This is a genomic window from Mesorhizobium delmotii (genome assembly GCF_900149755.1).
Lineage (GTDB): Bacteria > Pseudomonadota > Alphaproteobacteria > Rhizobiales > Rhizobiaceae > Mesorhizobium > Mesorhizobium delmotii.
This window is the reverse complement of the sequence record NZ_FUIG01000013.1, coordinates 717,863-730,111: the sequence shown is the minus strand read 5'-3', so window position 1 is coordinate 730,111 and position 12,249 is coordinate 717,863. Positions and strand designations below refer to the sequence as shown.

At 62.7% G+C, this 12,249-nt stretch carries 11 protein-coding genes; 1 reads left to right on the top strand and 10 read right to left on the bottom strand.

The genetic code is table 11. The features are described 5' to 3' along the window. Positions 1-9 precede the first annotated feature (9 nt). From bfr to BQ8482_RS04985, 3 genes are all read right to left on the bottom strand, one after another. Positions 10-495, bottom strand: coding sequence for a bacterioferritin (bfr, locus tag BQ8482_RS04995; protein ID WP_123146505.1), 486 nt, complete (start codon positions 493-495; stop codon positions 10-12). Then, positions 461-772 carry a (2Fe-2S)-binding protein gene (locus BQ8482_RS04990; RefSeq protein WP_123146504.1) on the bottom strand — a complete coding sequence of 104 codons (312 nt, stop codon included), beginning with the start codon at positions 770-772 and terminating at the stop codon, positions 461-463. The genes bfr and BQ8482_RS04990 overlap by 35 nt, the downstream gene beginning before the upstream one ends. A gap of 127 nt (positions 773-899) precedes the next feature. After that, positions 900-2,189 (bottom strand): imelysin family protein, encoded by a 1,290-nt coding sequence (locus BQ8482_RS04985; protein WP_165848490.1) that lies wholly within the window; start codon positions 2,187-2,189, stop codon positions 900-902. 455 nt (positions 2,190-2,644) lie between these two features. Here BQ8482_RS04985 and BQ8482_RS04980 point away from each other — a divergent pair, with 455 nt between their 5' ends. Further along, a complete protein-coding gene (locus BQ8482_RS04980; RefSeq protein WP_123146503.1) occupies positions 2,645-3,898 on the top strand; it encodes an NAD(P)/FAD-dependent oxidoreductase in 1,254 nt (417 codons plus the stop codon). A 158-nt stretch (positions 3,899-4,056) separates the two neighbouring features. Here the strand turns inward: BQ8482_RS04980 and BQ8482_RS04975 are convergent, their stop codons facing one another. The 7 genes from BQ8482_RS04975 to BQ8482_RS04945 form a co-directional block, all read right to left on the bottom strand. Then, positions 4,057-5,334, bottom strand: coding sequence for a 4-aminobutyrate--2-oxoglutarate transaminase (locus BQ8482_RS04975; RefSeq protein ID WP_123147389.1), 1,278 nt, complete (start codon positions 5,332-5,334; stop codon positions 4,057-4,059). A gap of 154 nt (positions 5,335-5,488) precedes the next feature. Next, positions 5,489-6,238, bottom strand: a complete 750-nt coding sequence (locus BQ8482_RS04970) for an ABC transporter ATP-binding protein (RefSeq protein ID WP_123147388.1) — start codon at positions 6,236-6,238, stop codon at positions 5,489-5,491. After that, complete coding sequence (locus BQ8482_RS04965; protein ID WP_123146502.1) at positions 6,235-7,083, bottom strand: ABC transporter ATP-binding protein; 849 nt, start codon at positions 7,081-7,083, stop codon at positions 6,235-6,237. Before BQ8482_RS04965 ends, BQ8482_RS04970 begins: the two co-directional genes overlap by 4 nt. Continuing rightward, positions 7,080-8,000, bottom strand: a complete 921-nt coding sequence (gene nikC / locus BQ8482_RS04960) for a nickel transporter permease (protein WP_123146501.1) — start codon at positions 7,998-8,000, stop codon at positions 7,080-7,082. Before nikC ends, BQ8482_RS04965 begins: the two co-directional genes overlap by 4 nt. Further along, positions 7,997-9,064, bottom strand: a complete 1,068-nt coding sequence (locus BQ8482_RS04955) for an ABC transporter permease (RefSeq protein ID WP_123146500.1) — start codon at positions 9,062-9,064, stop codon at positions 7,997-7,999. The genes nikC and BQ8482_RS04955 overlap by 4 nt, the downstream gene beginning before the upstream one ends. Before the next feature lie 18 nt (positions 9,065-9,082). Further along, the gene (locus BQ8482_RS04950; protein WP_123146499.1) at positions 9,083-10,726 is read right to left on the bottom strand and encodes an ABC transporter substrate-binding protein; all 1,644 of its coding nucleotides are present in this window, start codon (positions 10,724-10,726) and stop codon (positions 9,083-9,085) included. A gap of 223 nt (positions 10,727-10,949) precedes the next feature. Further along, on the bottom strand, positions 10,950-12,224 hold the full coding sequence (locus tag BQ8482_RS04945) for a lytic murein transglycosylase (protein ID WP_123146498.1): 1,275 nt from the start codon (positions 12,222-12,224) through the stop codon (positions 10,950-10,952). Between the last annotated feature and the right edge of the window lie 25 nt (positions 12,225-12,249).

Sequence of the window (12,249 nt, the reverse complement as noted above, 5' to 3'; positions counted from 1 at the left end):
TGCATGTCCCTAATCCGCCTCGTCGGCCGATGCCGCGTTGAGCTGGCCGTATTTTTCTTCGCCGATCGAGGCGAGCAGGTCGAGTTGCGTCTCGAGGAAATCGATGTGATCTTCCTCGTCGGACAGCAGATCCTCGAACAGCTTCATCGTCACGTAGTCGCCTGCTTCTTCGCAAATCTCACGCGAACGCTTGTAGGCAGTGCGCGCGTCATATTCGCCGGCAAGATCGGATTCGAGCACTTCCTTGACATTCTGTCCGATGCGCAGCGGTGCTACGGACTGCAGGTTCGGATGGCCTTCGAGGAAGATGATGCGAGCCACGAGCCGGTCGGCATGGTGCATCTCCTCGATCGATTCCGCGCGTTCCTTCTTTGCCAGCTTGGCGTATCCCCAGTCTTCCAGCAGCCGGAAATGCACCCAGTACTGATTGACCGCTCCAAGTTCCAGAAACAGAGCCTCGTTAAGCCGCTCTATGATCTGCTGTTCGCCTTTCATGGGTTCTGCTCCCGTATTGGACGCGCAGGCCTCTGACGCGATCCAGGTGTGAAACGACATCCACGCCGCTCGCCTCCGAGCGGGTGTGGTAATTTTCGGTTACCCGAATGATCGTTTCGACCACATTTGGGAAGCAGCCGCAACAGCGACCACGCTTCTGCATGGCATGATAGATCTTCGCCGGCACGATAAGCTGCCAGGGATCCTGATCCAGCAGCCCGACGATCGTCTGCTCAATCTCCTTTTCGGTGATGATGTTGCAATGGCAGATCAGCATTATTTGCTCTGTATGGCTGACGGCACTTGCTCGGCGCCGTGTGGCTTATTTCTCAATCGAACCGAAAACCGATTTCCACTTTTCTTTATGCGGACCTTCAGTTCGGGATCGTGCTCAAGGCAACGCCTTACTGGAACACTTTGTCTGGCGCATCGAGGCTGTCGGAGCCCTCGAACGCGATGGCATTGAGTTTCAGGGTGCCGACGGCGCGTTCGATCGATTTGGTCTGGTCGACCAGCGCGTCGATCGCCGCCTGCACGGTGGCATTGCCTTCCGCGTTGCCTTCGCCGATCTGCTGGTCATAGGACTCGCCGCCAAGCGCCCGCGCCTTGATGGCTTCCATCTTGGTCACGGTGACATCCAGCTTGTCCGACAGTTCCTTGTCGATCGCCGGATCGGCCTCCTTGACCATATCGGACACCGAAGGGCCTTCGACGACGGTGCCGTCGAGGCGCGTGTAGCTGCCACGATAGGCGGCGCGAATGCCGACGGCATCGTAGAGATGCGAGTCGTAGGTGTTGTCGGAGAAGCAGTCGTGCTCCTCTTCCGGATCGTGTAGCAGCAGGCCGAGCTTCATGCGCTCACCGGCGAGTTCGCCATAGGACAGCGAGCCCATGCCGGTGAGGATGGCCGAGATGCCGGCTTTCGGCTCGCCATCGACGAGGTTCTTACGGGCGCCGCCGCCTTCCTTCCAATCGTTGACCATATCCTGCAGATCGGAAACCAGAAGGTCGCTCGCCGACTTCAGATACTGCGCGCGACGATCGCAATTGCCGCCGGTGCAGTTGGCGAGATCGTAGTCCGTGTAGGGCCGCTCGCCGGCGCCCGGGCCGGTGCCGTGCAGGTCCTGGCCCCACAGCAGGAATTCGATGGCGTGATAGCCGGTCGCCACATTGGCCTCGATGCCGCCGGCCTCCTGCAGAGTGCCGGAGAGGAACTCCGGCGTCAGATTGGTGGCGTCGATCTTCTTGCCGTCGACCTCGATCGACTTGTTGGCGATCACATTGGCGGTGTAGAGCGCATTCGCGTCCGACTCGGTGCCGTAGTTCTCGGCGACATAGTCGATCAGCCCCTCGTCCAGCGGCCAGGCATTCACCTTGCCTTCCCAGTCGTCGACGATGGCATTGCCGAAGCGGTACACTTCGGTCTGCTGATAGGGAACGCGCGACGCCTTCCAGGCCTCGCGGGCGGCAGTCAGCGTTTCCGCCGAAGGCTTGGCGAGCAGCGCCTCAACGGCCTTGTCGAGCGCCTGCGCCGCGGTCAGCGAATCCTGATACTTGGCGAGCGCAATGTCGGAATACGTCTTGATGACCGCCTTGGCATCGGTTTCAGCCTTGGCCGGCAACACGAATATCGCCGCCGTCAATGCCGCCGTAGCGCCGATCGCGGCGAGCCTGCCATATCGTGCCGGGATCATCGCTCTCATGATTGTCATCTCCTCGGAATTCAGTGAAATGCCGGCGCCAAAGGCGCGTCGGCAGGCAATCGGCGCCAAGGCAGGTCCCTGCCATTGGGCGAGAAACAGGCCGCGGCATAGCGCGGTTTGCGGAAGAAAGACATCGAAATGCCTCCAATCGAAAGGGTTCAAGGCCCAGACATCAAAGGGATGCGCTTGACGCGCAAGCTTCCATAAAGCGATGAAGGCACCGGAAGTCAACCAATTTCAGAGAGAAAAGCCAATCGAAACAACAGTTTAGAATTATTCTAAACTGCAAGTGTCAACTTTAGCCGTATTTTACCGTGTCGTCGTTAAACGGCACTATTGACGGACCGCCATTCCGGGTGCGACCCGCAAAGGCGGTCTTGCGGCGGCGCCAGACAATCGCCACTTGGCGAGACGTCCTAGACTTGGATTAAGGAATTGGGGCTGCGATGAAAAACGGTGTGGTCATTGTCGGTGCGGGTCATGCGGGCGTGCAAGCGGCCGCCAGCCTGCGCGAGGACGGGTACGACGGACCCGTGATCCTCGTCAGTGACGAGCACGAACTGCCCTACCACAAGCCGCCGCTGTCGAAGACCTTCATCAAGGATCAAGAGGCCAAACCGCAGCCGCTGCGCGGTGAGGCGTTTTATACCGGCAGCGCGATCGACTACCGGCCGGGCATTCGAATCGAGCGCATCGATGCCGGCGGCCGCAGGCTGGAGATATCAGGGGGTGGCGTGCTGCCGTTCGACCGGCTCATCCTGGCGACCGGTTCGCGGCCGCGCATCCTGCCGCTGCCGGGTTCGGATTTTTCAGGCGTTGTGTCGCTGCGCTCGCTCGCCGACGCGCGGCTGATCCGTGAATTGAGCGCACGGAGCGAGGATGTCGTCATCCTCGGCGGCGGCTTCATCGGACTGGAGATCGCCGCAACGCTCAAAGCGGCCGGCCGCAAGGTCACGGTAGTCGAGGCGGTCGACCGACTGCTCGGCCGGGCAGTGGCGCCGGTCATCGCGCGCCATGTACGGCAGCGGCTGGAAGCGACCGGTGTCCGCATCCTTACCGGCACCACGATTGCGCGGCTCGAAGGTGAGAGCGGCCGTGTCGCGGCCGCGGTCACCTCAAGCGGCGAGCGCCTGCCGGCGCAGATGGTCATCGTCGGCATCGGCGTCGTTCCGAATGTCGAACTGGCGCAAGCCGCAGGCATCGCTATCGCCAACGGCATCAGCGTCGACCAGCAGATGCGCACGTCGGTGCCCGAAATCCTCGCCATCGGCGACGCCGCCTCCTACCGGCACTGGCTCACCGGCGGCGATGTGCGGCTGGAATCGGTGCAGAATGCCACCGACCAGGCACGTCTTGCCGCCCGCACCATCGTCGGCCATGCGGACGCCTTTGCGGCGGTGCCATGGTTCTGGTCCGACATCGGCGACATGAAGCTGCAGATGGTCGGCCTGATTTCGGGCGGCGACAGCCATGTCGTGCTGGGCGATGTCAACGAGAACAGATTCTCCATCTATCACTATGCTGGAAATCGTCTGCTCGGCATCGAATCGGTCAATCGGCCGGGCGACCATATGCTTGGCCGCAAGATGCTCGGCGCCGGCTTCTCGCCAATGCCGCAGACAGTTGCGACGGGGCCGGACGGACTGAAGGCGGCGCTCGCCGCCTTCCAGCAGGAAGAGCCCGTCCGCGCCGCTGAATAAGGATATGTTGATATTCAGGTGATGCCGGCCTGCGAACGGCGGTTTCCTGCGCTTCCGGTACTCACGTACCCGAAAGTACGCTCCGTTCCGGTTCTCGGAACCCACCATTCTCGGCGCAGCCTGACCTGAATCTCATCACATCCCGGAGCAGACGAGGGTCAGGAGGCGCGGACCTCGCGGATCGAGCTTTCCAGGACGTCGAGCGCTTCGTTCATGACTTCGTCCTGGATGGTGATCGGCGCCAGGAAGCGGATGACGTTGCCGTAGACGCCGCAGGTGAGCAGGATCAGCCCCTTGTCGAGCGCCTTGAGCCGGACCGCATTGGCGATCTCGGCCGATGGCAAGCCTTTCTTCACATCGTTGAACTCGACAGCGTTCATGAAGCCCGGGCCTCTGATATCGACGATCTCCGGCGCGTCGTCGCGGATCGATTGCAGCCGCTGCTTCAGCCGCGCGCCCAGCGCGCTGGCGCGGTCGCAGAGTTTCTCCTCGTCGATGACGTCGAGCACGGCATGCGCCGCGGCGACGCCGATCGGGCTGCCGCCATAGGTGCCGCCGAGCCCGCCGGGGTTCGGCGCATCCATGATCTCGGCACGCCCGGTGACCGCCGCCAACGGAAAGCCGCCGGCCAGGCTTTTCGCCATGGTGGTGATGTCGGGCGCCACTTCGTGATGATCCATGGCGAACATCTTTCCGGTGCGGGCAAAGCCGGTCTGCACCTCGTCGGCGATCAACAGCATGCCGTGCTGGTCGCAGATCTTGCGCAGCGCCGTCATAAACTCGCGCGGCGCCTCGTAGAAGCCGCCCTCGCCCTGCACCGGCTCGACGATGATGGCGGCGACGCGGGCCGGATCGACATCGGCCTTGAACAGCCGGTCGAGCGCGGCCAGCGAATCGGCGACCGAGATCCCGTGCAGCGCCACCGGGAACGGCGCGTGGAAGACATCGGCCGGCATGGCGCCGAAGCCGACCTTATAGGGAACGACCTTGCCGGTCAGCGCCATGCCCATGAAAGTGCGGCCGTGGAAGCCGCCGGCGAAGGCGATGACCGCCGGCCGGCCTGTGGCGTTGCGGGCGATCTTGATGGCGTTCTCCACCGCCTCTGCGCCGGTGGTGACGAATATCGTCTTCTTGTCGAATTTGCCCGGCAGCATGCCGTTCAGCCGTTCGGCCAACCTGACATAGCTCTCATAGGGAACGACCTGGTGGCAGGTATGGGTGAAGCGGTCGAGCTGCGCCTTGACCGCCTCGATCACCTTGGGATGGCGGTGGCCGGTGTTGACGACGGCGATGCCGGACGAGAAATCGATGTAGCGGCGGCCTTCGACATCCCAGATTTCCGAGTTTTCGGCGCGGTCGGCATAGATTTGCGTTGTCATGCCGACGCCGCGCGAAATCGACTGGTTCTTGCGTTCGGAAATGGCTGAATTCTTCATGATGTCCCTCACCCGGCGGCGCCGGTTCTCGTTTGGATGACTGCCGGGAATTGTTCTGACCTTATTTCACGTTTTCCTCAAGTTGGCACTGGCGGCAGGCGATTGGGCCTGCCGCCGTTGGCGTCGTGTTCCTTCGCGAACAGCTGAATTTGACTCACGCCGTCCGCACAAACCCCTCGCTGGCCCTGAGCAAATTGCGCGTATAATCCTTGCTGACGCGGCGCTCGACGAGGTCGCCTGCGGTGAGGTGCTCGACCGCCTCGCCGTTCTGCATCACCATCAGCCGCTCGCACATATGGGTGATGATGGCGAGGTCGTGGCTGACCATCAGGAAGGTCAGTTTGCGCCGCCGCCGGATCTCCTCCAGCAGGTTGAGCACTTCGGCCTGCACAGATGCGTCGAGTGCCGAGGTCGGCTCGTCGAGCAGCAGGATCGACGGTTCGAGGATCAGGGCGCGGGCGATCGCCACGCGCTGGCGCTGGCCGCCCGATAATTGATGCGAATAACGGAAGCGGAAGCCGGTTCCGAGGCCAACCTCATCCAGCGCCCGTTGGATGCGCTTCTCACTATCGGCAAAGCCGTGGATGGCGAGCGGCTCCTGCAGCAGGCGGTCGACGGTTTGGCGCGGATGCAGCGAGCCATAGGGGTCCTGGAAGACCATCTGCACCTCGCGATAAAAGGCCTTGTCGCGGCGGGCGCCGAGTTTTTTGCCGTTGACCGTGATGCTGCCCGACGCGGCCGGTGCGAGGCCGGCGATCGCCCTCAGCAGCGTGGATTTGCCGGAGCCGGATTCGCCGACCAGGCCGAAGGATTCGCCGGATTGCACTTCGAGGCTGACGCCCTTCAGCGCGCGAAACCGGTCGAAGATCACCTCCAGCCTGTCGACGGAAAGCGCCGCCGTCATGCCGCCCACTCCGGCCTGCGGTCGAGCACCGGCAGCGGGTGGCGGTCGGCGCCGATCTTGGGCATGCAGTTGAGCAGGCCGCGCGTATAGGGATGCTGGGCGCGGCTGAGCTCCGATGCCTTGAGCTGCTCGACCACCTTGCCGGCATACATGACGATCACCCGGTCGCAGAAGGACGAAACCAGCCGCAGATCGTGCGAGATGAAGATCAGCCCCATGCCGCGCTCGCTGACCAGCCTGTCGAGAATGCCGAGCACGTCGAGTTGCACGGTGACGTCCAGCGCCGAGGTCGGCTCGTCGGCGATCATCATTTCAGGCCCGGCGATCAGCATCATGGCGATCATGGCGCGCTGGCCCATGCCGCCCGACACCTCATGCGGATGCAGGTCGAAGACACGGGCGGGATCGCGGATCTGCACCGCCTCCAGCATGGCGAGCGCGCGGTCGCGGGCCTCCGCCTGGCCGACCTTCTCATGCGTTCGCAGCGTCTCGACGATCTGGCGGCCGATGCTCATCACCGGGTCGAGCGAATATTTCGGATCCTGCAGGATCATGGCGATGCGCTTGCCACGCAGCGCCCGGCGATCGCGGGGCGAGGCCGCGAGCAGGTCGATGCCATCGAAAGCAAGTTTCCTGGCGGTGACCTCGGCCTGCGGCGGGGTCAGGCCCATGATGGCGCGGCCGGTCTGCGACTTGCCAGAACCGCTCTCGCCGACGATGCCGAGCCGTTCGCGGCCGAGCGAGAAGGAGACGCCGCGCACCGCCTCGATCCGGCCGGTGCGCGTCGGAAAGGTGACGCGCAGATTGTCGACCTCCAGCAGGGTGCTCGTTGGGTCGCCGTTCATTGGTCGCCGCTTCGGGGGTCGAGCGCGTCGCGCAGGCCGTCGCCGAGCAGGTTGAAGCCCAGGCTGACGATGAGGATGGCAAAGCCCGGTGCACCGGCCACCCACCATTGGTCGAGCACGAAGCGGCGGCCCGAAGCGATCATCGCGCCCCATTCCGGCAGTGGCGGTTGCGCGCCGAGGCCGAGGAAGCCGAGACCGGCCGCGGTCAGGATGATGCCGGCCATGTCGAGCGTCACCCTGATGATCAGCGAGGAGATGCAGAGCGGCATGATGTGGCGAAGCACGATGCGGAATGGCGAGGCGCCCATCAACTGCACCGCCTTGATGTAATCCGAATTGCGCACGGTCAGCGTTTCGGCACGCGCAATACGTGCGTAAGGTGGCCATGAGGTGATGGCGATGGCGAGCACCGCATTCTCGATGCCGGGGCCAAGTGCCGCAACAAAGGCCAGCGCCAGGATCAGCTTCGGAAAGGCCAGAAAGATGTCGGTAATGCGCATCAGGATCGCGTCGATCCAGCCGCCGGCATAGCCGGCGACGGTGCCGACCAGCAGGCCGATAGGGGCTGCGATGACGGCGACGAGAATGACGACGTAAAGCGTCCATCGCGAGCCGAAGATGACGCGCGAAAGGATGTCGCGGCCGAGGTCGTCGGTGCCGAACCAGTGCTCAGCACTTGGCGCCAGCAGGCGCGAGCCCTTCAGGTCGCCGAATGTCGGCGAATAGGGCGCCAGCACATCGGCAAAGGCCGCGACCACCAGCAAAGCGATGATGATCAGCAGGCCGAGAAACGCCAGCCGGTTGGTGGAAAAACGCCGCCACGCCACATAGGCGCGGCCGAGCCTTGCCTGCATGCGCGAGGCCGGCCGCTCGCTGAGCAGCCAGTCGCGACGGCTTTGTATCGTTTCAGCGCTCATCGTACTTTGGTCCTTGGATCGAGCACCCGGTAGAGCAGATCGGACAGGAGGTTGATGCCGATGAAGACCGAGCCGATGACAATGGTCCCGCCGAGCACCGCGTTCATGTCGGCGTTCTGCAGGGAATTGGTGATATAGAGGCCGATACCCGGCCACGAAAACACCGTCTCGGTCAGCACCGAGCCTTCGAGCAGGCCGGCATAGGAGAGCGCAATCACGGTGACCATTGGTACCGCCGCGTTGCGCAGCGCGTGGCCCCAGATGATGCGTGTTTCCGACAGGCCTTTGGCGCGCGCTGCGACGATATATTCCTGGGCAAGCTCGTTCAGCATGAACGATCGCGTCATGCGGCTGATATAGGCGAGCGAGAAATAGCCAAGCAGCGAGGCCGGCAGGATGATGTGGCGGAAGGCATCGCGAAACACATCCCACTGCCGCTGCCACAGCGCATCCAGGAGATAGAAGCCGGTGATCGGCGTGAAAGTGTATTCGTAGACGATATCGAGGCGGCCGGGAAAAGCCACCCATTGCAGCCTGGCATAGAACAGCACAAGCGCCAGCAGTCCAAGCCAGAAGATCGGCACGGAGTAGCCGACCAGGCCGATGATGCGCACGATCTGGTCGATGATGCTGCCGCGCCGGACCGCGGCCAGCACGCCGAGCGGCACACCAAGGAACGCACCGATCAGAGTTCCCAGCGTCGCCAGCTCGATCGTCGCCGGAAAGGCGCGGCGGATGTCGGTCATCACCGGATTGGTGGTCAGCACCGAGGTGCCGAAATTGCCGTTCAGGGCATTTTTCACATAGATGTAGAACTGTTCGATCAGCGGCAGGTCGAGCCCCATCTCGCGGCGCGTGCGCTCGACGACATTGGCCGGCGCCCGGTCGCCGAGCACCGCCAGCACCGGGTCAATGGGGATCACCCGGCCGATGAAGAAGGTGACCGCGAGAAGACCGAGATAGGTGGTTATCGCGATGACCAGGAAACGGGCGATCGACGACGCGACAGCAACAGCACGGGCGCTATCGCGCCCTGCCGTCGCTTCGCTTTCAACAGTGCTCATGCGGCGCGTCCGCCGACATCACTCCTTGGAGATCTGGCCGACGAAATTGGTGTCGAAGCTCGGGCCGAGCGCAAAGCCCTTGAGGTTCTTGCGCAGGCCGGCCACTTCCAGCTGCTGGTGGATGATGATGAAAGGACTGGTTTCGAGAACCTTCTTCTGCAGATCCTGGTACATTGCGGCGCGCTTGGCCGCATCCTTCTCGAGCAGAGCCGCCTCGGTTTCCTTGGTCAATTCCGGGATGTCCCAGGCGTTGCGCCAGGCTAGGGTCTTGGTCTTGCCTTCATCCGAATTGTCGGGGTTGCTGGCGAAGGTCTGGGCATTGGAGTTCGGATCGAAATAATCCTGGCCCCACTGGCCGATATAGATGTCGTGATTGCGGGCGCGGTATTTGGTCAGCGTCTGCTTGCCGTCGCCGGGGATGATCTCCAGCTTGATGCCGGCCTGTCCCAGCGTCTGCTGGATCGATTCGGCCATGCCGGTCTCCGGCTGTCTGCTGCGCACGTCCATGGTGACACTGAAGCCGTCGGCGAGGCCGGCCTTGGCAAGCAGTTCCTTGGCCTTGGCGACATCGAATTTGAACGGATTCTCGTCCAGTTCGCCGAGCACGCCTTTCGGCAGGAAGGTCTGGTGGATCTCGCCGATGCCCTTGAGGATAGTCGAGCTCAAGGCATCATAGTCGACAAGATATTTAAAGGCCTGGCGAACCTCGGGCTTGGCGAGGTTCGGATTCTTCTGATTGAGGCTGATGTAAAAGACCGTGCCCTTTGGTGCGCTGGTGGTGGTGAGATCGGCGTTCTTGGCGATGGCGTCGAGGTCGTTCGGCTCGAGATTGCGGGCAACGTCGATGTCGCCGGCCTCCAGCGCCAGGCGCTGGCCCGAGCTTTCCTTCATGTTGCGATAGATGACGCGGGCAAGCTTGGCCTTTTCGCCATGATAATTGTCGTTGCGCTCCATGACGACGACCTCATTGGCCCGCCATTCGCGCAGTTTGAAGGCGCCGGAGCCGGCATAGCCAGTCTTCAGCCAGGCGTTGCCGAAGTCATTGTCGTATTTGTAGTCGGCACTCGGCGTGACTGCGGCGACATGCTCCTTGACCAGCTTGGCGTCGACGACCGAGGCGACGGTTGCCGACAAGCAATTCAGGACGAAACTCGGTGCATAGGCCTTGTCGACGGTGAACTGGAACGTCGTGTCGTCGACGGCCTTGGCCTTCTCAGTGACGTTGTCGCCATTGATGCCGAACTGCCCGATGATGAAGGCCGGGCTCTTGTCGAGCTTGATGGCGCGCTCGAACGAATAGGCGACGTCCGCCGCCGTGATCGGATTGCCCGAGGCGAACTTCAGGCCGGGCTTGAGCTTGAAGGTGTAGGTCAGGCCGTCGTCGGAGACGCTCCAGCTTTCGGCGAGATCGCCCTTGACCTTGGAGGTATCGCTTAGATCAAGGCGGACAAGAAGATCATAGGTGTTGCCGGTGACCTCGGCAGTCGACAGTTCGAACGCCTCGCCCGGATCCATCGAGATGATGTCGTCGATGGCGAACCCCTCGACCAGCGTGTCGGCGGGCGTGACCGCCAAGGCAGGCGCGCCTGCCAGAAACAGCGCGGACATGGCTGCGCCGGCGAGCAGGACGCGGGAGCGTAGAGCAAACTTTTCCATCATCATTTTTAACTGTTCCCTGTTTTTGTTGACCTGAGTTCCCGGCTCAAGGATTTGGCATTTACTTGCCAAATCGAACGGTGACCCTGAACCGGTCGTCTTGATGATTTTTATCCAGTTCGGCCTCACCATATCCGGCGGTTTCAGGCGCGGCAACGAGCATTTGCAAAGCTGTTTGTTGGACCAGATCAGGCAGCCAGCATCGCCGAAAGCGACACCCGGAGTGCAGCTATTTCAACGCGGTGACCAGGTCGGCGTCGGGAAAACAGGTGGCGGCGCGACCGTTCCTGGCCTGCCATTTGCCGATCGACCGGCGTGTCTTGAAACCGGGCAGGCCGTCGGCGCTGCCGACATCGTGGCCCTCGGCCTCCAGCGCCCGCTGCAAGGTGGCGATATCAGACCTGTGGAGCCCGCCGACCGCGCCCCAACGCCCTGAAAAATTACTGTCGCCATTCGCGATGCGGTCAGCGCCATGACCAATGAACAGGGCGTAGAGATCGCTGGTGTTGTATTGCTTCAGCACGTAGAAATTGGGCGTGACGATGAAGGCCGGGCCGTTGCGCCCGGCCGGCATCAAAAGAAAGCCTTCGGCCTTCAACTCGCGCGCCGGAAACGGTCTTGCCGCGACGCGCTTGATGCCCATATCAGCCCATTCGGAAATCCTCTTGCCCTGGTCCGGACCTTCGAGCGAGCAGGAGACCGCTTCCGGCACCGTCACCTCGAAGCCCCAGCCGCGGCCTTTCACCCAGCCATAGTGGACGAGATAGTTGGCAATCGAGGCCAGCGTGTCCGGCACCGAGTTCCAGATGTCGACCCGACCGTCTTCATCGAAATCGACGGCATGGTTCAGGAACGAACTCGGCATGAACTGCGGCTGGCCGAGCGCGCCTGCCCATGACGACTTCATCGCGCCGACCGGGGCCAGCCCACGCTCGATGATTTCGAGCGCCGCCATAAGCTCGGTGCGGAAGAAATCCTTCCTGGTCGCCATGAACGCCTTGGTGCCCAGCACTTCGAAAGCGTCGTAAGGCATCTTCGCCGCGCCAAAGCCGGTCTCGCGACCCCAGATCGCCAGCAGCACCTCGCCCGGCACGCCGTAGCGCTTCTCAATCGCGGCGATCGTCCTGGCATTGGCCGCCGCGTGCGTCCGCCCACCGGCGGTCACGGCGCGAACCGTCTTTTCGGCGAAATAGGCGCCGGGCGAACCGAACTCGGCCTGATGCTGCTTTTGCGGCGTCGTCGCCTTCTTGCCCGGCATCACCAGGTCGGGCAGTTTGAGGTTCGGTTTGACACCGTCGAAGGCGGCGTCGAAGGTTTTTCTGGAGATGCCCTTGGCGTCGGCTTCCGGCCAGAGGTCTTTGCTGAGCCAGGTGCGGAACTGGTCGTCGATTTTTGCGGCGGAAGCGGGGGTGGCGAGGAGCGTAATTAGTGCGACCAGAAGAAATGCAAAGCTGAGTTTGCGAAGGTCGCGTTCCGTCGCGCCCCCCTCTGTCCTGCCGGACATCTCCCCCACTTGGGGGGGGCCAGCG